This is a genomic window from Leisingera sp. S132, assembly GCF_025144465.1.
Classification (GTDB): Bacteria; Pseudomonadota; Alphaproteobacteria; order Rhodobacterales; family Rhodobacteraceae; genus Leisingera.
Map to the genome: position 1 here is coordinate 1126388 of NZ_CP083553.1, position 21955 is coordinate 1148342.

At 63.8% G+C, this 21955-nt stretch carries 18 protein-coding genes; 6 read left to right on the forward strand and 12 right to left on the reverse strand.

The genetic code is table 11. From position 1 onward, the window contains the following. Positions 1-31: 31 nt before the first annotated feature. The 3 genes from K3725_RS05510 to gatB all read right to left on the reverse strand — a co-directional run bounded on the left by K3725_RS05510 (position 32) and on the right by gatB (position 3651). Complete coding sequence (locus K3725_RS05510) at positions 32-532, reverse strand: DUF4177 domain-containing protein (protein WP_260017829.1); 501 nt, start codon at positions 530-532, stop codon at positions 32-34. A 167-nt stretch (positions 533-699) separates the two neighbouring features. Continuing rightward, complete coding sequence (gene pepT, locus K3725_RS05515) at positions 700-1941, reverse strand: peptidase T (RefSeq protein ID WP_260017830.1); 1242 nt, start codon at positions 1939-1941, stop codon at positions 700-702. 198 nt (positions 1942-2139) lie between these two features. Beyond that, positions 2140-3651, reverse strand: coding sequence for an Asp-tRNA(Asn)/Glu-tRNA(Gln) amidotransferase subunit GatB (gene gatB / locus K3725_RS05520; protein ID WP_260017831.1), 1512 nt, complete (start codon positions 3649-3651; stop codon positions 2140-2142). 172 nt (positions 3652-3823) lie between these two features. On the opposite strand from gatB, the gene K3725_RS05525 reads away from it, so the two are divergent. Then, positions 3824-6190, forward strand: coding sequence for a Tex family protein (locus K3725_RS05525; protein ID WP_260017832.1), 2367 nt, complete (start codon positions 3824-3826; stop codon positions 6188-6190). 63 nt (positions 6191-6253) lie between these two features. Here the strand turns inward: K3725_RS05525 and K3725_RS05530 are convergent, their stop codons facing one another. From K3725_RS05530 to pepN, 3 genes are all read right to left on the reverse strand, one after another. Beyond that, complete coding sequence (locus K3725_RS05530; protein WP_260017833.1) at positions 6254-7525, reverse strand: hypothetical protein; 1272 nt, start codon at positions 7523-7525, stop codon at positions 6254-6256. 161 nt (positions 7526-7686) lie between these two features. Further along, positions 7687-8145: a hypothetical protein gene (locus K3725_RS05535; protein ID WP_260017834.1), complete on the reverse strand. Its 459-nt coding sequence runs from the start codon at positions 8143-8145 to the stop codon at positions 7687-7689. Continuing rightward, positions 8138-10702, reverse strand: coding sequence for an aminopeptidase N (pepN, locus tag K3725_RS05540; RefSeq protein ID WP_260017835.1), 2565 nt, complete (start codon positions 10700-10702; stop codon positions 8138-8140). Before pepN ends, K3725_RS05535 begins: the two co-directional genes overlap by 8 nt. Before the next feature lie 122 nt (positions 10703-10824). On the opposite strand from pepN, the gene K3725_RS05545 reads away from it, so the two are divergent. The 4 genes from K3725_RS05545 to K3725_RS05560 all read left to right on the forward strand — a co-directional run bounded on the left by K3725_RS05545 (position 10825) and on the right by K3725_RS05560 (position 14828). Then, a complete protein-coding gene (locus tag K3725_RS05545; RefSeq protein WP_260017836.1) occupies positions 10825-11031 on the forward strand; it encodes a hypothetical protein in 207 nt (68 codons plus the stop codon). Between the two features lie 229 nt (positions 11032-11260). Further along, the gene (locus K3725_RS05550) at positions 11261-13408 is read left to right on the forward strand and encodes a malate synthase G (RefSeq protein WP_260017837.1); all 2148 of its coding nucleotides are present in this window, start codon (positions 11261-11263) and stop codon (positions 13406-13408) included. Positions 13409-13517: 109 nt separating this feature from the next. Beyond that, the gene (locus tag K3725_RS05555; RefSeq protein WP_260017838.1) at positions 13518-13946 is read left to right on the forward strand and encodes a heme-binding protein; all 429 of its coding nucleotides are present in this window, start codon (positions 13518-13520) and stop codon (positions 13944-13946) included. 102 nt (positions 13947-14048) lie between these two features. Beyond that, complete coding sequence (locus K3725_RS05560; RefSeq protein WP_260017839.1) at positions 14049-14828, forward strand: gamma-glutamyl-gamma-aminobutyrate hydrolase family protein; 780 nt, start codon at positions 14049-14051, stop codon at positions 14826-14828. A gap of 87 nt (positions 14829-14915) precedes the next feature. Here K3725_RS05560 and K3725_RS05565 read toward each other — a convergent pair whose 3' ends face one another. Beyond that, positions 14916-17156 (reverse strand): xanthine dehydrogenase family protein molybdopterin-binding subunit, encoded by a 2241-nt coding sequence (locus K3725_RS05565; RefSeq protein WP_260017840.1) that lies wholly within the window; start codon positions 17154-17156, stop codon positions 14916-14918. A 3-nt stretch (positions 17157-17159) separates the two neighbouring features. Beyond that, positions 17160-17624 (reverse strand): (2Fe-2S)-binding protein, encoded by a 465-nt coding sequence (locus K3725_RS05570; protein WP_260017841.1) that lies wholly within the window; start codon positions 17622-17624, stop codon positions 17160-17162. A gap of 93 nt (positions 17625-17717) precedes the next feature. Between K3725_RS05570 and K3725_RS05575 the strand changes: the two genes are divergently transcribed. After that, positions 17718-18299, forward strand: coding sequence for a TetR/AcrR family transcriptional regulator (locus tag K3725_RS05575; RefSeq protein WP_260017842.1), 582 nt, complete (start codon positions 17718-17720; stop codon positions 18297-18299). 31 nt (positions 18300-18330) lie between these two features. Here K3725_RS05575 and kynA read toward each other — a convergent pair whose 3' ends face one another. The 4 genes from kynA to K3725_RS05595 form a co-directional block, all read right to left on the reverse strand. Beyond that, a complete protein-coding gene (gene kynA / locus K3725_RS05580; RefSeq protein ID WP_260017843.1) occupies positions 18331-19164 on the reverse strand; it encodes a tryptophan 2,3-dioxygenase in 834 nt (277 codons plus the stop codon). 148 nt (positions 19165-19312) lie between these two features. Continuing rightward, on the reverse strand, positions 19313-20506 hold the full coding sequence (gene kynU, locus K3725_RS05585; protein WP_260017844.1) for a kynureninase: 1194 nt from the start codon (positions 20504-20506) through the stop codon (positions 19313-19315). Between the two features lie 81 nt (positions 20507-20587). Next, positions 20588-20965, reverse strand: a complete 378-nt coding sequence (locus tag K3725_RS05590) for an MmcQ/YjbR family DNA-binding protein (protein WP_260017845.1) — start codon at positions 20963-20965, stop codon at positions 20588-20590. Continuing rightward, positions 20965-21717 carry an SDR family NAD(P)-dependent oxidoreductase gene (locus K3725_RS05595; protein WP_260017846.1) on the reverse strand — a complete coding sequence of 251 codons (753 nt, stop codon included), beginning with the start codon at positions 21715-21717 and terminating at the stop codon, positions 20965-20967. Before K3725_RS05595 ends, K3725_RS05590 begins: the two co-directional genes overlap by 1 nt. Positions 21718-21955 lie beyond the last annotated feature (238 nt).

Below are 21955 nucleotides of genomic sequence, written 5' to 3' on the forward strand. Positions count from 1 at the left end.
GGCGGGTGGAACCGCCGGCCACTCCCAATGCTTATTCTTTTCTCTCGGCTTTCAGGCCGGCCCGCGCCTTCAATGCTGCGGTCATGCCGGAAACCGGGCTCAGCTCCTCGACCCCGTCGTCGGCCTGCATTTTGGCGGCACCGGGGCCGGGCACCTGTTCCGCTTCCGGAGGAGCCTCAGGGTCGCCTGCGGCGGCGGTCAGCCGTGGTGTATCAGCCTCGCCGTGACGGAATTCCACCGACGGCGCGGCAGGCTCCTTGCGGCCTGTTTCCGGCGCCTTGGAGGGCTTTTCGTCCGCCGCCAGCGCGCGGCGGAACACCATCACATTGCGCCAGTTGGTGGCCGAACCCATCATGCCGGAGCGCTCCTCGCTCGGCAGCAGCTCGGCGCGCTGGAATTCCCAGCCCTCGGCGGCCATCTCATTGAGCAGGATCTCGATCGAGTTGGCAAAGCGCGCCTCCGGTGTCTTCACCCCCTTGGCCTTGGTGCCCTTGGCCGGAGCGGGGACAACCTTGTATTCAAATGCTTGCATGAACGTCTCCTGTCTTGAGCGCAGGTTTAGCGGAATGGGGGGAGCGGTCAAGGGCATGGGTTCTGGCTCCTGCGCCGCAGGGTGCCGTTTTCCTGCGAGGAAAACGGCCCGGAAAACACGTGTTTTCCGGGCCGGAATTTTCGCAAAATTCCGGTTCCCCGGCTGTTTCAGCCCTCTGACGCCGCCATCTGCACCAGCGTCAGGCAGACCTCCGTGGCCTTTGCCATGTCCTGCACCGAAATCCACTCCAGCGGCCCGTGCACGTTTTGCATGCCGGTGAAGATGTTGGGCGTCGGCACCCCCAGCTCGGTCAGGCGCGAGCCGTCGGTGCCGCCGCGGATCGGAGCGGAGACCGGTTCGATCCCATGCGCCTCGCAGGCTGCCAGCGCCAGCTCCACCGGGGTCATGTCATTTTCCAGCCAGTACCGCATGTTGCGGTATTGCGGGAAGGTTTCGCAGCGGATTTCTGCCCGCGGCTCCGTGGCCTGCACGGCCTCGCAGACACTGCGCAGCAGCGCGCCCTTGGCCGCCAGCCCGTCCAGTTCAAAATCGCGCAGGATCAGCTTGATCTCCATCTCCGAAGAACCGCCGTTCATGTCGGTGATATGGATGAACCCTTCGCGCCCGTCCGTTGTTTCGGGTGTCATGGTGGCCTGCGGCAGGGTTTGCACGATCTTCGCCGCCAGATGCGCGGCGTTCACCATCTTTTCCTTGGCCCAGCCGGGGTGGATCGACACGCCCTTGACGCTCACCACCGCGCGGTCGGCAGAGAAGCTCTCATAGACGATCTCGCCTGCTTCGCCGCCATCCAGCGTATAGGCGAAATCCACGCCCAGGTCCTTGGGCAGCTGCGCGCCGACGCCGCGGCCGATTTCCTCGTCCGGGGTGAAGGCAAGGCGGATCTTCGGATGCTGGGTCTCCGGATTTGCCAGCAAGTGCCGCGCCAGGGTCATCACGATGGCAACGCCCGCCTTGTCGTCAGCCCCCAGCAGGGTGAGGCCGGAGGCGGTGATCAGGTCGTCTCCTTGTTTGGAGGCGAGGTAGGGAGATTTCTGCGGCGACAGCACCAGGTCCGGGTTGTCGGGATAGGTGATGTCGCCGCCATCGTAGGTCTTGATCACCCGCGGCTTGACGCCCGCGGCGTTGAACTGCGGTGCGGTGTCGACGTGAGCCAGCAAGCCGATGACCGGTCCGGGTGCGGTCGCGGGAATGGTCGCCAGCACCACGCCGTAATCGGTGAGCGTAACGTCCGCGGCGCCGATCTCCTGCAGTTCTGCCAACAGCAGGTTCAGCATGTCGAACTGGATTGCAGTGCTGGGTGTCGTGGCTGAGGTCTCGTCGCTCTGGCTGTCGATGGCGGCGTAACGGACCAGACGGTCCTCAAGTTCCTGATCGAAATTGGGCTGCATGAAACCTCCGGGATTTTGGCAGGAGCAAAGCCCTTGGAGCGGCGGAGGTCAAGGCGGGGAATTCCGTTGCAGCGGCGGGGAAAGGCACCGCCCGGTACACAGGGGGTGTACAGGGGGTGCACGCAGGACACCCCTCGTTTCCGGTCACCAAAAAGGGCGCCGCGAGGGGCGCCCTTTCACTATCGGATGTGCAGCGGATCAGCCGCCCAGTTTCTTGGCAACCAGCTCGTTCACTGCCTTGGGGTTGGCCTTGCCGCCGGTAGCCTTCATCACCTGGCCGACAAACCAGCCCGCCAGCTTCGGGTTCACCTTGGCCTTCTCCACCTGCGCCGGGTTGGCGGCGATGATTTCGTCCAGGGCGGTCTCGATGGCGCCGGTATCCGTCACCTGCTTCATCCCGCGCTCCTCGACGATCTGCGCCGGGTCGCCGCCTTCGGTATAGACGATTTCAAACAGGTCCTTGGCGATCTTGCCGGAAATCGCGTCAGAGGCAATCAGGTCGATGATGCCGCCCAGCTGGGCCGGGGAGACCGGGGATTCGGTGATCGTGTGGTCTTCTTTCTTCAGGCGGCCGAACAGCTCGTTGATGACCCAGTTGGCAGCCAGCTTGCCGCTGCGGCCCTTGGCGGTTTCTTCAAAAAAGGCCGCCGATTCCACATCCGCGGTCAGCACCGAGGCGTCATAGTCGCTGAGGCCGAAGTCGTTGATGAAGCGCGCCTTTTTCTCGTCCGGCAGCTCCGGAAGATTGGCGGCGATGTCGTCCACCCAGGCCTGTTCGATTTCCAGCGGCAGCAGGTCGGGATCGGGGAAATAGCGGTAGTCATGCGCCTCTTCCTTGGAACGCATGGAGCGGGTTTCGCCCTTGTCCGGGTCGTACAGGCGGGTTTCCTGCTCAACCTTGCCGCCGCCTTCGATGATGGCGATCTGGCGGCGTGCCTCGACCTCGATGGCCTGCTGGATGAAGCGCATGGAGTTCATGTTCTTGATCTCGCAGCGGGTGCCGAGATGGCTGAAGTCCTGGGTCTCCTGGTACTTCTCGTACTGGCCGGGCAGGCAGACCGAGACGTTCACGTCGGCGCGCAGGTTGCCGTTCTGCATGTTGCCGTCGCAGGTGCCCAGGTACTGCATGATCTGGCGCAGCTTGGCGATATAGGCGGCGGCTTCCTCCGGTCCCCGGATGTCGGGGCGGGAGACGATCTCCATCAGGCAGACGCCGGTGCGGTTCAGGTCGACAAAGGACATGTTGGGGTCCATGTCGTGGATCGACTTGCCCGCGTCCTGTTCCATATGGATCCGCTCAACCCGCACGTTGCGCGCGGTGCCATCACCCAGTTCCACCAGCACTTCGCCTTCGCCCACAATCGGGTGGTAGAGCTGGGAAATCTGGTAGCCCTGCGGCAGGTCGGGGTAGAAATAGTTCTTGCGGTCAAAGGCGGACCACAGGTTGATACCGGCCTTCAGGCCCAGGCCGGTGCGCACCGCCTGTTCGACGCAGTATTCGTTGATCACCGGCAGCATGCCGGGCATCGCCGCGTCCACAAAGGCCACGTTGGAGTTCGGCTCGGCGCCGAACTTGGTGGAAGCGCCGGAGAACAGCTTGGCATTGGAGCTGACCTGGGCATGCACCTCCATGCCGATGACCAGTTCCCAGTCATGCTTGGCGCCCGCGATCACCTTGGGCTTGGGGAGTTCATATGTCAGGTCGAGCATGGTTTTCCGCCGTATCCGAATGTCCAATGTTGGCAAGCGTTCTAGGCCCGCTGGCGGGCAGGGGCAAGGGGGCAATGGCAGCGCCGGATTGCCAGGGCGGCATTTGCCCTCTTGGCGGGGTCAGGGCGGGCGGCTAGAACTGGCAGCCCGAGCAGAACTTCAGGAGGCCGCCTTGGACACATCCGCCCGCATCAGCCAGACCATTGCCACGGAAATCGGCGCCGCCGCCAAGCAGGTGAGCGCGGCGGTTGCGCTGCTGGACGAGGGCGCCACGGTGCCTTTCGTCGCGCGCTACCGCAAGGAGGCGACCGGCGGGCTGGATGACACCCAGCTGCGCACTCTGGCGGAACGGCTGGCGTATTTGCGGGAACTGGAAGCACGCCGCGCCGCCATCCTCGAGTCGATCAAGGGGCAGGACAAGCTGACTGATGATCTGGCGGCCTCGATCGCCAAGGCAGAGACCAAGGCGCAACTGGAGGACATCTATCTGCCCTACAAGCCCAAGCGGCGCACCAAGGCGATGATCGCCAAGGAAAACGGGCTGGAGCCGCTTGCGGATGCCATTCTCGAAAACCGCAGTTCGGATCCGGAGAAGCTTGCGGAAGGCTATGTCACTGAGGCGGTCGCCACGGTGAAGGACGCACTGAACGGCGCGCGCGATATCCTGACCGAGCGGCTCACTGAAAACGCCGCCCTGCTGGGCCGGCTGCGGGAATACTTGCAGCGCGAGGCAGTGCTCACAGCCAAGGTCATTGAGGGAAAGGAGCAGGAGGGCGCCAAGTTCTCCGACTATTTTGCGCATTCAGAGCGCTGGGCTGATGTGCCCTCGCACCGGGCGCTGGCGATGCTGCGCGGCTCCAATGAGAGCGTGCTGACGCTGGACGTCGGGCCGGAACCAGAAGAAGGCGTGGCACGGGCCGAGGCGATGGTCGCGGCGGAACTGGGTGCAGGCGGCAACGGGCCGGGTGACAAGTGGCTGCGCAAGGTCGCGGGCTGGACCTGGCGGGTGAAGCTGAGCCTCTCGATGATGCTGGAACTGATGGGTGATCTGCGCGGCCGGGCGCAGGAGGACGCCATCCAGGTTTTTGCCCGCAATCTGAAGGACCTGCTGTTTGCAGCTCCGGCCGGTGCGCGGCCGACCCTCGGGCTGGACCCGGGCATCCGCACCGGCGTCAAGGCGGCAGTGGTTGATGCAACCGGGAAACTGGTGGCCACAAAGACGTTGTACCCGTTCCAGCCGAAGAACGATCTGCGCGGGGCGCAGGTGTCGATTGTGAAGCTGATTGCCGAACACGGCGTGGAGCTGATCGCCATCGGCAACGGCACCGCCAGCCGGGAGACCGAGCGGATGGTGGCCGAGGTGCTGAAACACCTGCCTGCCAAGATCAAGGCGCCGACCAAAGTTGTGGTGAGCGAGGCCGGAGCCTCGGTCTATTCTGCGTCCGAACTGGCGGCGCGGGAGTTCCCGGATCTGGATGTCTCCTTGCGCGGTGCGGTCTCGATTGCCCGCCGCCTGCAGGATCCGCTGGCGGAACTGGTGAAGATCGAGCCCAAGAGCATCGGCGTTGGCCAGTACCAGCACGATGTGGACCAGCACAAACTCTCGAAATCGCTGGAGGCGGTTATTGAGGATGTGGTGAACGCGGTGGGGGTGGATCTCAACATGGCATCGGCGCCGCTGCTGAGCCATGTCTCGGGGCTTGGCCCTGGCCTGGCGGAGGCGATTGTGGCGCATCGTGACATGAACGGCGCGTTCAACTCGCGCAAGGAACTGCTGAAGGTGGCGCGGCTTGGCCCCAAGGCGTTTGAGCAATGCGCAGGTTTTTTGCGCATCCGCGACGGCAAGGAGCCGCTGGATGCGTCCTCAGTTCACCCCGAAAGCTATGATGTGGCGCGCAAAATCGTGGCTGCCTGCGGCCGCGATATCCGCCAGATCATGGGTGATGGCGGAGCGCTGAAAGGCTTGCGGGCAGAGGATTTTGTGGGCGGGGACGTCGGCCTGCCCACCGTGCGCGACATTTTTCAGGAACTGGAAAAACCGGGCCGCGACCCGCGTCCCTCGTTCGTGACGGCGTCCTTCAAGGACGGGGTGGAGGAGATCACCGACCTGAAGCCCGGCATGGTGCTGGAAGGCACGGTGACCAATGTCGCGGCCTTTGGCGCGTTCGTCGATATCGGCGTGCATCAGGACGGGCTGGTGCATGTGAGTCAGCTGGCCGACCGGTTCGTGAAGGACCCGCATGAGGTGGTGAAGACCGGTCAGGTGGTCAAGGTGACCGTCACCGAGGTGGACGTGCAGCGCAAGCGGATCGGGCTGACCATGAAGAAGGATGGTGGCGCTTCGGCCAAGGAAGAGCGCAATGCACGCGGACCAGCCAAGGGCGCCGGACCGCGGCGCGGCGGCAAGCCGGGCGGGGCCCAGGGCGGCAAAGGCAGGATGTCTGCCGGGCCCAAGGGCGTGCAGGCGTCCGGGCAGAGCTCAGGCCAAAATACTGGTGCGCTGGGCGCGGCCCTGATGGATGCCTTCAAGAAAAAATGACGAAACGGGGCTGCGGTCCCGTTTTTCATTTCAGTCAGGCCTGATGCTTTTCAACCAGGACTGTCACACGGCGCTGAGGTGCAGCCCGTGTTTGGTGAAAGAGACTTTTTGTCCGCCTTCGATTTCCTCGCGGAACTGGTTGGCGAGGGCTTGCAGCGCGCCGGCATGCCCGCGGGCGGCGAAGCGGCTGACGGAGCGGATCAGAGCGCTGTTGTCGAAGCCTTCCTCGGCGTGAGCCCAGACCAGCGGGTGAAGCTCTGTCAGGTGATCGCGGATAAGCCAGTCGGCAGCCCCTGCAATCCTCAGCCGCGGCACGTCGGCCTGCAGGTCCCGTCCCATGTCCTTGGGCAGCGCAACGGTGCAGTAGGCGGCCAGAAGATTGATCATTTCCTGCGAGGCGTCGGCTTGGACGATGTCGCGCAGCCCGTCCAGGAAAAAACGCGTGTCGACACGGGCGCAGGCCTGTGTGTCGATGGTGATGGCGTCGAAGTACACCCAGGTGTAGCCACCGGCCCCCCAAGTGGCTTCGGTGCGGGCAGCGGTGCGGCGCGCCTCCAGTTCCAGTGCGGCATAGGAACCGGCGCTGCGCGGCAGCATATGGGTGCCAAGCGCCCGCATGTGGCGGTGATTGGCAGGCGTCAGGTCAATCAGCGCACTGTAAGTGTCCGCCACCTGCAAGGTGCCGGTGCTTCGGCCAGCAAAGAGCGCGCATTGCGCGGCGAGCAGGAACGGGCTGTTCCGGCTGTCCTCTGAAATTGGTTCCAGCAGTGCGGCAGCACGGTCGAAATGGGCCGCGCAGCGGCGCTGGCTGGTTGCTGGCGTGTCCTGGCCATCGGCTCCGCGCCATGCCCAGCCGATGTCGATGTGGGCAAGCGCAACCAGGGCCGTCAGATAGGGATCGTGCCGGTTCTCCGCGCGCAGCGCCTCAAAGGCCATCAGGCCGCGGATCAGCGCGCGGCTTCGGGCGTCGTGATCTTCGGCCAGCGCGTGTTCCGTGGCGGTCACCACATCGGCGCGGGCGCCAAACGCAAGGAGTTCGGCCAACGGCATCCCGCAGCGGGTGGCGGCGCGGGTTTCGTCGGCAGTGCGGATCTGCCGGGACAGGTCGTCCCAGCGTTCCTGCCGGGCCAGAAACTGGCCGCGGTCCTGGGCCTCAGTCCCTTCAGGGGCGTCCTGCGCGCTCTGAACCGCGATGGACAGGCTGTCTTCCGGCCGCTTGAAAATGGGCTGTTCCGCCGGGGCTGGCGCCTGGCGTGCCGCAGGCCGGGACCGGCTGGAAACCAGGCCTGAAATCCGGGAGAAAAGATCCAGTGCCTGTCGAGACTGTGTGAGCATTTGAGCTTCCTGATGAGTGGCAGCTTATCGTTGCTGCCAGTGTCGTCAGGCAATGGGGCGCAAAGATGGCGGCACTGAGGAAGTTAACGTTCCTGGGCGGTTAATTGCGCGGGGCTGTTTAAAATCCGAGCGGATTTTCGCGCAGGGTGTGCAGCTGGTCTTCAGAACGCAGTGAAATGGTGCCGCTCCGTGCGGATGCCACGCTTTTGAAACTCCGCATCTGTTTCCTCATGCGGCGGGGTGGCCTCTTGCGGCAGGCGGATGCGTTTGCCGTTCTCCAGGATCAGCGTGGCACGCACCGAAAAATCCCAGCGGGTATCAAACCGCACCAAGGCGATCTCCGCCAGGTCTGCCTTGCCGGTCAGCTTACCGGTGAACCATTCGATATGGCCGTCAGAAATTTTCATTCCAGACAACGGGTTGCGGATCAGGTCTGTAAGAGCGGGCAGGACGGGCAGGGCCAGCAGGATCACCAGCCACAGGGCTGCATCCAGCACCAGCCAGAGAACCAGCACCGCGGCCAGCCAGCCGCCTGTTGCCAGAAGGGCCGCCCGGGAGCGGCCCCGGCGGGAGAAGCTGTAGTCCTCTGCCGGGGCTGATGTGACAGGCGTATCAGGCATTCAGGATCCGGGTCACCATTTCATTGGTGTCACGGCTGAGGCCCTCTGTTCCGGCAATCCGGCTCAGCTGGGCGCGGATCAGCGACTGGCGGCCCGCGTCATAGCGCTTCCAGGTCTGGAAGGCGGCGCACATGCGGGCGGTGGTCTGCGGGTTCAGCTTGTCCAGCGCGATCAGGTTTTCGGCCAGCAGCTGATACCCCTCGCCGCTGGCATGGTGGAAGCCCGCGTGGTTGCCTGCCAGCGCCCCCATCACCGCACGGAAGCGGTTGGGGTTCTTGATGTCAAACAGAGGGTGTTTGGTGAGTGCGGCGGCGGTTGCAGCCGTCTTCTCCGGCGCGGCGCAGGCGATCTGCAGCGCAAACCACTTGTCCATCACCAGCCGGTCGTCCTGCCATTGATCAAAGAACGCCTGGCTTTGCGCCGCGCCGTTCTCTGCCTTCATCAGGGCGGCCAGCGCGGCATACTGCTGGGTCATGTTGTCTGCGTCGGCATACTGGCGCGCGGCCTGTTCGCCACCGTCGAGCCGGGTCAGCAGCGACAGGATACGCCCGTTGAGGGCGCGTTTGCCTGCGCTTTCGGCATCGGGAGAGTAGGGGCCATCAACCGTGGTCGCCGCATAGAGCCGGGGCAGGCTGGTTTCCAATTGCTGCGCCAGCGTCTGGGCAAAGGTCTCCGCCGCGTCGTAGATTTTCTGCGGGTCAGGGGTATAGCCGCGCTCATGCAGAGTTTGGGCAATGTCGGCCTGGCTGGGCGGCGACAGTACCAGGGCCCGGAAGGCCGGATCCTGTTCGTCGTCGCGCACCAGTTTTTCCAGCGCATCCAGATAGGCAGCATCCGGCGCCGCCCCGTCCAGCACCATGGCAACCCGCGTTTCCTTGGCCAGCGCATTGCCGGCTTCCCAGCGGTTGAACGGGTCAGTGTCGTGGGCCAGCAAAAAGGCGCGTTCGTCGTTGGTTGTCTCGCGCTCCAGAATCACCGGGGCGGAAAACTCTCGCAGGATGGAAGGCACCGGCTTGGAGGCGAGGCCGTCGAAGGTGAAGCTCTGCTTGGCCTCAGACAGTTCCAGCACCTCAGTTGCGCGCACCTCGTCACCGTTGGGCGATAGCAAGCCAACCGCCACCGGAATGACCCGCGGTGCCTTGTCGGGTTGGCCCGGCGTCGGCGGCGTCGATTGTTCAAACGTCAGGGTATAGGTGCCGTCGGTATAATCCTCGGAAACCTTCACCCGCGGGGTGCCCGCCTGGCTGTACCACAGCTTGAACTGGCTGAGGTCGCGGCCTGTCGCATCCTCGAACACTTTCAGCCAGTCCTCAATGGTGCAGGCCTGGCCGTCGTGGCGCTCGAAATAGAGCTTCAGTGCCTTGTAATAGTTTTCATCGCCCACCAGCCGCTTCAGCATCCCGATCACCTCGGCGCCCTTTTCGTAGACAGTGGCGGTGTAGAAGTTGTTGATTTCCTGGAAGGCTTCGGGGCGTGGCGGATGGGCCAGCGGGCCGTTGTCCTCCGGGAACTGGCGGGCGCGGAGCGTAATCACGTCGTCGATCCGCTTCACCGGCTCAGAGCGCATGTCTGCGGTGAACTGCGCGTCGCGGAAAACGGTCAGGCCTTCCTTCAGGCAGAGCTGGAACCAGTCGCGGCAGGTGATCCGGTTCCCGGTCCAGTTGTGAAAATACTCATGCGCGATGATCGCCTCGATACGTTCGAAATTGGCATCTGTTGAGGTTTCAGGCGAGGCCAGAACGCAAGATGAGTTGAAAATGTTCAAGCCTTTGTTTTCCATCGCGCCCATGTTGAAGTCGTCCACGGCGACGATGTTGAACAGCTCCAGGTCGTATTCCAGGCCGTAGACGTCCTCGTCCCACTTCATCGACTTCTTCAGCGCCTCCATGCCAAAGGCGCATTTACCCTCATCCCCCGGGCGGACCCAGATGTTCAGCTCCACATCCTTGCCGGAGCGCGTGGTGAAACTGCCGGGATGGTTCACCAGATCGCCTGCCACCAGCGCAAACAGATAAGCCGGTTTCGGCCAGGGATCGTGCCATTCGGCCCAGCCTTCGCCCGCGCCCATGGGGTTGCCGTTGGACAGCATCACCGGCTCGTCGCCCTCAATGCGCACGGTGAAGGTGGACATCACGTCGGGGCGGTCCGGGTAATAGGTGATCTTGCGGAAACCCTCGGCCTCGCACTGGGTGCAATACATGCGGTTGGACATGTAGAGCCCCTCCAGCGCGGTATTGCCGGCCGGGTTGATCTCCACCTCGGCTTCCCAGGTGAAGGGGGCGCTGGGCACCTCGCATTTCAGGCCGCCTTCAACCAGTTTAGGTGTGACTGGCTGGCCGTCGATATGAGACGAGATCAGCTGCAAATCCTCGCCGTGCAGGAAGAAGGTCTTGTCTGCCGCGTCCGGTTTCGGGGCAAAGCGGATCTTGCTGAGAACCCGGGTGGTTTCCGGTGTCAGGCGGAATGTCAGGTGAACGCTTTCGACGTCAAATCCAAAGGGCGTGTAGTCTTTCAGGTAGAAGGTCTTGGGGGCGGTTGCGGGGCTTGCGTCTTTCACAGCTGGACCTCTTTTTTGGAACCGGACCGGGGGCCGGTGCGTATTCCCTATAGTCGTAGGCAACAGCGGGCGGAGCAGCAAGCCGTCCTGAGCCTCAATTTGTTCAGGAAGGGAGTTCCGCGATGTCCGCACCGGATACCAATGTCGAACGTCAGGCAGAAAAGCACAAACCCTCGCTGCTGGGGATCGGAGCAGCGGTGGTGTTTGCGCTGGTTTCGCTCGGGGTGTTTCTGGCGATGGTCTTCGACCGAGGCGGCGAGCAGGACGCCGTTGAAGTTCCAGCCACGGCGGCGGAAGTGCAGGCCGTCATTGACGGTACGGCGGACTGACCGGCGCAATGTGAAACGGCAATCCTTGAGGCGTGCAGATTGGCCTGCGCGCCTTTTCCTTGTTCGGGGTTTGCGCGGCTGATGCGTTTTCGGAATTCTTTTCGGCACTTTCTTGAAAATCAAGAAATTGAGTTCGGTTTCACCGATGGGGTGTTTTGTTGCTGATCGGAAACTTCTGCCCTAGTTAGATGTCAGCATACAGTGGTGTACCGCCTAAAAGGAGCAAGTCATGAGCCGGGTCGAGAAACAGGGAATTCAGGTTGCGCCGGAGCTGGCGGAGTTCATCGAGAAGCAGGCGCTTCCGGGCACCGGGATCGAGGCGGAGGCGTTCTGGAAAGGCCTGGCGGAGCTGGTGAATACCTTCGGCCCGGAAAACCGCGCGCTGCTGGCCAAGCGGGAAGAAATCCAGGCCAGGATCGACGCCTGGCACATCGCCAACCGCGACAAGCCGCATGACCACGAAGGCTACAAGGCGTTTCTGGCCGACATCGGCTACCTGTTGCCGGAGGGCGGCGATTTCGAGATCGAAACGCAGAACGTGGACCCCGAGATTGCATCGGTTCCGGGGCCGCAGCTGGTGGTGCCGATCACCAACGCGCGTTACGCGCTGAACGCGGCCAATGCCCGCTGGGGCAGCCTCTATGACGGGTTCTATGGCACCGATGCGATGGGGGCCGCAGCGCCCAAAGGCGGCTATGACAAGGGCCGCGGCGCGCGGGTTGTGGCGCGGGCGCGGGTGTTCCTGGATGAGGCCTTCCCGATCGACGGCGCCAGCCATGCGGACGTGCGGCGCTACCATGTGCAGGACGGCCAGCTGCTGATTGACGACCTGCCGCTGGCACAGCCGGAGAAATTCGCAGGCTACCGCGGCAATCCCAGGGCGCCGGAAGCGGTGCTGCTGCGCAACAATGGCTTGCACGTGGAGCTGGTGTTTGACCGCGCCCACGCCATCGGCGCCCGCGATCAGGCCGGTCTGGCTGACGTGCGGCTGGAAAGCGCGATGTCGGCGATCATGGATTGCGAGGATTCGGTCGCCTGCGTCGATGCCGAGGACAAGGTGCAAGCATACTCCAACTGGCTGGGCCTGATGAAGGGCGATCTGGAGGCGGAGCTGGAAAAGGGCGGCAAGACCATCACCCGCCGCCTGAACCCCGATTTCGGCTATGCCGCGCCGGACGGCTCGGCCATGTCCCTGAAAGGCCGCGCCCTGTTGTGGGTGCGCAATGTCGGCCACCTGATGACCAACCCGGCGGTGCTGGACCAGGACGGTAACGAGGCATACGAGGGCCTGCTGGATGCGCTGATCACCGTGATGATCGCCAAGCACGACCTGAAGCGGGAGGGCGGCAACTCCGCCCATGGCTCAGTCTATGTGGTGAAGCCCAAGATGCACGGGCCGGAAGAGGTCGCCTTTACCGACCGGATCTTCGACAAGGTCGAGGACATCCTGGGCCTGCCGCGCCACACCGTGAAGATTGGCATCATGGACGAGGAACGCCGCACCTCGGTGAACCTCAAGGAATGCATCCGCGCCGCCAAGCACCGGGTCGCTTTCATCAACACTGGTTTCCTGGACCGCACCGGCGACGAGATCCACACCTCGATGGAGGCAGGGCCGTTCTCGCGCAAGGACTTCATAAAACGCAAGGGCTGGATCGGCGCCTATGAGAACCTGAACGTTGACATCGGCCTGGAATGCGGGCTGAGCGGCAAGGCGCAGATCGGCAAGGGCATGTGGGCGATGCCCGACATGATGGCTGCGATGCTGGAACAGAAGATCGAGCACCCGAAATCCGGCGCCAACTGCGCCTGGGTGCCAAGCCCGACCGCCGCAACGCTGCACGCGCTGCATTACCACAAGGTGGATGTGCTGGCGGTGCAAGCCAAGCTGAAAGAGGGCGGCCGCCGCGCCCATGTGGACGGCATCCTGGAAATCCCGCTGGCGACCTACCGCAAGTGGACCCCGCGCCAGATTGCCCGCGAAGTGGACAACAACGCGCAAGGCATCCTTGGCTATGTGGTGCGCTGGATCGATCAGGGCGTCGGCTGCTCCAAGGTGCCGGACATCAACGACGTCGGCCTGATGGAGGACCGCGCCACCTGCCGGATTTCGGCGCAGCACATCGCCAACTGGCTGCACCATGGCGTTGTCTCGGAAGAGGAGGTGATGGGTTCTCTGCGCAAGATGGCCAAAGTGGTGGATGAGCAGAACCGCGGCGACAACAGCTACCGCGCGATGTCGCCGGGCTATGACACCATCGCCTTCAAGGCGGCCTGCGACCTGGTCTTCAAGGGGCGGGTGCAGCCCTCCGGCTACACCGAGCCGGTGCTACATGCCCGTCGGCTGGAGCTGAAGGCCCAGGAAGACGCTGCCTGACCGCGGCAAACTGACCGGATGAAACAGTTTCCCCGCATTCAGGGGTAGTCAAAGGGGGCCTTTTGGCCTCCTTTTCTGTTCCGTAACATCAGGAGAAGAGGCTGAACAGATGGCTGGGATATCACTGGAACAGGCGCGCACCATTATCCGCGTGGCGCTGGACAAGGGGCATGAGCTGAACCTGAAGCCGCTGTCTGCGGTGGTGCTGGATGCCGGCGGTCATGTGCAGGCGTTTGAGCGCGAAGACGGCGCCGCACCGGGCCGGTTTGCGATTGCCCACGGCAAGGCCTACGGCTCGGTTATGCTGGGCATGGCTGGCAGTGCCCAGATGGCGCGGGCAGAGGCGCAGGCCTATTTCATGGCAGCGGTGAACGGCGTTTATGGCGGCCAGGTGGTGCCGGTGCCGGGCGGCGTGCTGGTGCGCGGCGCGGACGGCACGGTGATCGGCGCTGTTGGCGTGACCGGCGACACCTCTGACAACGACGCGATTGCCGCCATGGCCGGCATCGAAGCCGCTGGCCTGCAAGGCGAAATCTAACCCTCCCGTGCGCCTGTGAACACTCTGTTGCGCCGTCACTGCGGTTGAACCCGGCCCCTGGCAGAGCTAGATTTTCTGTCAGGGAACGGAGACAAGCACAACATGGCGCGACCCAAAGTAGGCATAATCGGCAATTCCTATCTGCTGAACGATCAGTATCCCGTGCATGCGGGCGGAACGATGAATTCCGAGGCGATTGCCGAGGTGGCGGGCTGCATGCCGCTGATGATCCCGTCGGACCCGCGGTTCGTGACTGTCGGGGAGTTGCTGAATACCTTCGACGGCTTCCTGCTGACCGGCGGGCGTCCGAATGTGCATCCCAACGAATACGGCGAGGCCGAGACCGAGGCGCATGGCGCCTTTGACCGGGCGCGCGATGCGATCACCCTGCCGCTGATCCGCGCCTGCGTCGAGCGCGGCCAGCCGTTTCTGGGCATCTGCCGCGGCTTCCAGGAGGTGAACGTGGCAATGGGCGGCACCCTGCACCCGGAAATCCGCGACCTGCCGGGGCGGATGAACCACCGGATGCCGCCGGATGGCACGCTGGAGGAGAAATTTGCCCTGCGCCACACGGTCAAGTTCAGCTCCGGCGGGGTGTTCCACCGCCTGTTCGGCGCTGAGGAAGTGATGACCAACACGCTGCACGGCCAGGGCATCAAGCGCCCGGGGGCGCGGGTCGTGATCGACGGCCACGCACCGGACGGCACGCCGGAAGCGGTCTATATCAAGGATGCGCCGGGCTTTACCCTGTCGGTGCAATGGCACCCTGAATGGGAGGCGGCAGCGGACCCGGTGTCCCGTCCGCTGTTCGAGGCTTTCGGCGAGGCGGTGCGAACATGGGCGGATGCCGGAACGCAGACCGGCCTGCAAAAATCCGCATAAGCCTGCAAAAATCCGCATAAGAAGGTCTCCGTCCCCTCAGGTCTGAGGGGTTAGGCGGCCCGCCGGCTGGGCAGGCCGCATTGGGGGTCAGATCAGCAGATCAAAATCATGCATCAGCGGCAGCCGCCGGGCGCGCTTGCCAGTAAGGTCAAAGAGCGCGTTGGCCAAGGCCGGGGCCGCTGGCGGAGTGCCGGGTTCGCCAACGCCGCCCAGTTGGGCCTGGGTTTCCAGCACCTGCACCTCTGTGCGCGGCATCGTGTGCATGCGCAGGGCGTCATAGTCGGGGAAGTTGCCCTGTTCCGCGGTTCCGTCTGCAAAGGTGATCTCGCCAAAACAGGCCGCTGACAGCCCATAGGCCATGCCGCCGAACATCTGCGCCTTGACGATCTCCGGGTCGATGGCCTGGCCCACATCGCAGGCAATCCAGGCGTTGGCGATGCGGATGCTGCCATCTTCGTCCAGCACTTCGATCACTTCTGCCACGGGGGTTCCAAAGCTGTAGCAGAGCGCCACACCACGGCCCGTGCCTTCGGGCGTCTGGCCGGTCCAGCCGGACATCTCCTTAACCGCCTCCAGCACCGCTGCGGCTGGCGCCCACTCGCGGCGGGCCATGTTCAGGCGGAAGTCCAACGGATCGGCGCCTGCGGCATGGGCCATCTCGTCCATGAAGCTTTCAACAAAGAAGGCGTTGAAGCTGTTGCCGACCGAGCGCCAGAACCCGACAGGGATCTGCACATCCGCCAAATGCCCCGCTGCACGGAAGTTCGGGATCGCATAGGGCGCGTTGAAGAACCCCTCCACATGCACCTTGTCAGGCCCGGCCTGGGGCAGGTCCGCCAGCCGCCTCATCGCTTGTGCCACTGGCGAGGCGGCGGCGACCTTGCCGTCCAGCAGCACTGCTTGGCCGTCCTTCACCGCGCCGCGCATCCGCGCCAGCGCACCGGGGCGGTACATGTCGTGGCGCATATCCTCCTCGCGGCTCCAGGTCAGCTGCACCGGGGTGCCGGGCATCTGTTTCGCCAGCCGGGTGGCCAGCACCGCATAGTCGAACTCTGCCCGCCGCCCGAAGCCGCCGCCAAGATAGGTGGTGTTGACCTCGACCTGCTCACTTTCCAGCCCGGCCTCTTCGGCACATTTCATCTGCACGAAGGTCGGCATCTGGTTGCCGCACCAAAGGGTCAGCTTGCCGTCCTGCAGCAGTGCGGTGGCATTCATCGGTTCCATCGTGGCATGGGCCAGATAAGGCACCTGATACTCCGCCGTCAGCTCGGTTGCGCCGTCGGGAAGCGTGCCCGCATCGCCGTCATCGCGCAGGACGGAGTTCGGGGCCGCGTCAAACGCTTCGGCGATCTTTGCAAAGACCTGATCGGTTTCCGGCGGGTAGGGGGCGGCTTCCCAGTCAACGTCGATGGCGTCTAGTGCCTGCATCGCGAGCCAGGTGTTTCTTGCCACGACGGCCACGCCACCTCCCATGTCCACGACCTTCTCCACGCCGGGCATCCCTTCGGCGGCAGCGGCGTCAAAGCCTGCCATGCCGCCGCCCTGGCGCGGGTTCATGCGGACAGAGGCAAATTTCATCCCCGGAAGCCGCACGTCGACGCCGAATTCAGCGGTGCCGGTGGCTTTCTCTGCCATATCAATCCGCGGCTGTGACTTGCCGATCAGCCGCCACTGACTGCTGGGCCGCAGATCCGCGTCCACCGGTTCCAGCTTGGCGGCATCCATTGCCAGCCCGGTATAGGGGATCCGGGTTCCGTCCGGTGCAATCACCGCGCCCTTTTCGGTGCTCAGCTGGCTGCGATCCACGCCCAGCCGTTCTGCCGCGGCCTGTTTCAGCGTTTCGCGCGCTGTGGCGCCGGCCTGGCGCATCCGTTTGAACCCGTCCTTCATCGAGGTGGAGCCGCCGGTTCCATGCAGGTTCAGAACCTTGCCGATATGCCCCAGCGCCTCGCCCACGGCATGTTTGAAATTGCCGCTGTCATAGCCCTTTCCCGGCAGCGCATCGGCGATGAAGGCAGAGTTGTAATACGCCTGCGCGGCAGGGCCATGCAGTACCCGGACCTGGTTCAGCTCCACGTCCAGCTCCTCCGCAATCAGCGCGGCCCAGCTGGTTTTCACGCCCTGGCCCATCTCGGCCCGCGGCGCAAACAGGGTGACGCCGTTCTGGTCAATCAGCACGAAGGGGTTCAGCGCGGCCTCGCCTTCTGCCGGTTTCAGCGGGTTCGGGGCCGGGCGGCTGACATAATAGGCGCCGAAGGCCACACCGCCGACAATGGCGGCGGAGCCAATCAGGAATGTGCGGCGGGCGATTTTAGCAATGCTGGCCATGGTTTACGCCTCCTGCATCTTCTGGGCGGCGGAGTGGATGGCGGCGCGGATGCGCGGGTAGGTGCCGCAGCGGCACAGGTTGCCCTGCATTGCCTCGTCAATCTCCGCGTCCGAGGGCGCAGGGTTCGCCGCGAGCAGGCTCGCCGCCTGCATGATCTGGCCGGACTGGCAATAGCCGCATTGGGTCACCTGATGCTCCACCCAGGCCTGCTGGATCGCAGCCATCGCGTCCGGCGTGCCGAGGCCCTCGATGGTGGTCACCTCGCCCCAGACATCCGACAGCGCCACTTGGCAGGAACGCACCGCCTCCCCGTCGATATGCACGGTGCAGGCGCCGCAGGCAGCCACGCCGCAGCCGAACTTGGTGCCGGTGAGGCCAACCTCATCCCGCAGAACCCAGAGGAGGGGCACATCATCAGGCAGATCCACCTGATGGGTTTTTCCATTGATGCGCAGGTCTGTTGGCATGGCGGGGCTCCCTTGCTGTGCTTATGACAAAATTAACGAGTTTTGTCATGATGTCAATTGACATTTTTTGCAAACAATGTCAGAAGCGAAAATATGAACATGGCAGGCATTGATCCGAAGCAGCAGGCAATCCTTGAGGCCGCTTGGATGGCGTTCTCAACTTACGGATTCCGCAAGACCTCAATGGATGACATCGCCAAGGGCGCGGGCATGTCGCGGCCTGCGCTTTATCTGCATTTCAAGAACAAGGATGCGATTTTCCGGGCGCTGGTGATGGCTTACTACGGCAATGCCGCAGCTGGTGTTCAGGCTGCGCTGGCCGGGCCGGGTTCGCTGCCACACCAGTTGCAGGCGGCTTTTGCGGCCCAGGGCGGCGAGGCGATTGAACAGATGATGGCCTCGCCGCACGGGATGGAACTGTTCGAAGTCACCAAACACGTAGCCGGGGCGGAGATCGAACAAGGTGAATCCGCCCTTAGCGGGATCTATGCCGACTGGCTGCAGCAGCAAGCCGCAGCCGGGCGGGCCGTGCTGAGCGGTGACGCTGGCGTGATTGCCCGGACCCTCTGCGCCTCATTGAAGGGGATCAAGCAGACTGCCGTGGATTACGCGGCTTATCAGGCCGGGGTGCGCCAGCTTGCGGCCCTGGCCGGGGACGGGCTGACACCAAAGTGATGCGCGCCGGGCAGGCCGGCCCGCAAGAGTTTCAGAGTTCGGTGCGCAGGTGCCAGAGCTCGGGGAACAGCTCCACCTCCAGCATCCGCTTCAGATAGCTGACACCGCCGGTGCCGCCGGTGCCGCGCTTGAAGCCGATCACGCGCTCCACCGTGGTCACATGGTTGAAACGCCAGCGGCGGAAGTAATCCTCAAAATCCACCAGTTTCTCGGCCAGCTCATAGAGTTCCCAATGGGTTTCGGTGTCGCGGTAGACCTCGGTCCAGGCGGCCTGCACCGCCTCATGCGGCTGATAGGCTTCAGACACATCCCGGTTCACGACCTCATCCGGCAGGTCAAAGCGCTGTCCCAGCGCCTTCAGCGCGACATCGTACAGCGAGGGCTGCGCCAGTTCCGTCTCCAGAAGCGCCAGAATGTCCGGCCGGTGGGCGTGGGGGCGCAGCATCGCCTTGTTGCGGTTGCCGAGCATGAATTCGATCTGCCGGTACTGGTGCGACTGAAAGCCGGAGCTTTGGCCCAGCTCATCCCGGAAGGCGGTGTAATCCGAGGGCGTCATGGTGCGCAAGACGTCCCAGGCGGAATTCAGCTGCTCAAAGATGCGCGCCACCCGCGCCAGCATCTTGAACGCCTGCCGCGCCTGGCCGCCCAGCAGCCGCTCGCGGGCGGCGCTGAGTTCATGAATGGCCAGCCGCATCCACAGCTCAGAAGTCTGGTGCTGGATGATGAACAGCATCTCGTCATGGGTATTGGTCCATGTCTTCTGCGCGTTCAGCAGCATGTCGAGCGACAGGTAATCGCCATAGGACATGCGCCCGTCAAAGGACATCTGGGCGCCGTCTTCGGCGGGATCATAGGGTTTGCTCATCGGTGCGTTCCTTTTCCTAAAGTCAGTATATGTCAGGGAAAGGAATGCGTCTTCCGGTTCAGGGTGCCGCATTGGGCCAGGCGGCGCCACAGCGCGACCCAGCCCGCCGGGCGGCAGAGCGGAATGTGGTATGAGTGGCTGAGGCGCATCAGGTGACGGCGTGGCGGACCATGTATTCCGGCCGGTCCCACAGGGCATTGGTCATTACATCCGCAATAATCTCAGCTGCGGCGCGCACGTCGCCCTCGTCAATGTACAGCGGAGTAAAGCCGAAGCGCATGATGTCGGGCGCCCGGAAGTCGCCGATCACGCCGCGGGCAATCAGCGCCTGCATGGCGGCATAGCCTTCGTCGAACTTGAACGACACCTGGCTGCCGCGGAAGTCCGGGTCGCGGGGCGAGGCCAGTTCCAGCTGCGGGCAGGTTTCCTCGACCAGGGCGATGAACAGGTCGCAAAGTTCGATGGACTTGGCGCGCACAGCGTCCATATCCGCCATGTCCCAGATATCCATCGCCGCCTCCAGCGCAGTCAGCTGCAGGATTGGCGGGGTGCCGACGCGCATCCGGTCGATGCCTCCGCCGGGCCGGTAGTCCAGGTCAAAGGCAAAAGGCGCCTCATGCCCCAGCCAGCCGGACAGCGCCGGACGGGCAGTTTCCGCGTGGCGCGGGGAGACATAGATGAAAGCCGGCGCGCCAGGGCCGCCATTCAGGTACTTGTAGGTGCAGCCAACAGCGAAATCGGCCTTGCACCCGGCCAGATCGACCGGAATGGCACCCGCGGAATGGGCCAGGTCCCAAACCGTCAGCACGCCATGGGCGTGGGCCTTTTCCGTCAGCGCCTTCATGTCGTGCTTGCGGCCGGTGCGGTAATCCACCTCCGTGATCATCAGCACCGCAATCTCATCGGTGATGGCGTCCGCCACCGCCTCCGGGTCGGCCACCCGCAGCTCATAGTCCGGCCCCAGTGATTTCAGCAGCCCGTCTGCCATGTACAGGTCGGTTGGGAAATTTCCGTTGTCCGACAGCACCACTTTGCGGGCCGGGTTCAGCTCCAGCGCCGAGGCAACCGCCTGGTAGACCTTGATCGACAGCGTGTCGCCCATCACCACATGGCCCGGCTCCGCCCCGATCAATCGCCCGATCCGGTCCCCCAGCGCCTTGGGCTTGTCCATCCAGCCGGCCTTGTTCCAGCCGGTGATCAGCATTTGGCCCCATTCCTCCTGCATCATCGACCCGACGCGCTCCTTGGCTGCACGGGGCAGGGGGCCGAGCGAGTTGCCGTCCAGGTAGATCACCTCTTCGGGCAGGTCGAACATCGCCTTGGTTGCGGCAAAATCGGTCATGGAGGGCCTCGCGTCTGATGGGTGTTTTAAGCTTGAAGCTTTTCTGATTTGCTACTGTATCCTTGCCGCTCTGTCCAGTGCCTAGCCGCCGGCCGGCTGGGGATCCGGTATCCCGAACTCGGCGCGCTTCTTCTTTGACAGCTTGGCTGTGACCATCTGATAGGACAGGGTGATCTGTTCTTTCAGTTCCGCATCCGTCAGGCCGTTGGCATCAAACTGCTGCAGCCATTTCATGCCCCGCGAGGCCAAATAGGGCGCCGGCCGGACGCCGGGGCGCTCCTGCAGCACTTCATAGGCGATGTCGCCTGCCTTGAAGGTGAAGGCGTCCCTGCCATCGGCCCAGCCACAGACGGCAAACAGCTTGCCGCCTGCCTTCCAGACGTCGGCATTACCCCATTGCACCACATGTTCCGCCGCTGGAAAAGTGGCGCAGAACTCATTGAAAGCCTTGCGGTCCATCACATCTGCCCGCCGGCAATTTCAATGCACTGCCCGTTCACTGACCCGGACCCGGGGCCGCAGAGCCACAGGGCGGCCGCTGCCACCTCCTCTGGCTCGATCAGCCGCTTGTGGCGGTTGGCGTTGACCATCACGTCCAAGGCCTCAACTGCATTCAGCCCGGCGCGCTGGGCGATGGAGGTGATGTTGCGTTCCACAATCGGTGTGTCGACGTAACCGGGACACATTGCGTTGAAGGTGAATGGCGTGCCAAGGTAATCCTCGCTCAGCGCCCGTGTCAGCCCAACCAGCCCGTGTTTGCTGGCGGTATAGCAGGCGCCGCCTTTCAGGCCCCGCAGTCCGGCAATCGAGGACACTGTGATCACCCGGCCCCAATCGGTCTGGCGCATTGACTTGAAGCACTCGCGGATGGTCAGGAAAGCACCGTCCAGATTGGTGGCCATCATACCGCGCCAGAACTCCATCGAGGTTTTGTGCAGCGCCGCGCCTTCGGCGATGCCGGCATTGGCAACGCAGATCTGGATGGGGCCGCGGGCTTCGGCCGCGGCGTCCACCTTGGCCGCCACGTCCTCCTCGCTGCGCACATCCATTGCCAGGGGATGCAGCCCTTCGGTTGCTGCATCCTCCAGCACATCCTGCCTGCGGCCGGTGATGGTGACCTGTGCGCCCTCTGCGGCCAAGGCCCGGGCAATCGCCAGTCCAATCCCTGTTCCGCCGCCGGTGACCAGCGCGTGTTTGCCTTGCAATGCCATGTCGTCCGCCTCCCTGTTGTGCCGGTCAGCCTATCCGGGCACAGGCCTGAGGCAAGACCGCCGTGCCGTCACGGCTGCCTTGGGGCGGTGAAAGGGGCGTTTCAGCGGCATCAGCCGGGGCGGGGCGGTCAGGTCGGCTTTCTGTACACAAAGAAATACGTAGGCATCCGGACGAAACTATGCAGGATCATGCCGCATGCGGGAAGGGATTCGCCGTTTTCGTGGCGTGTGGGGCAAA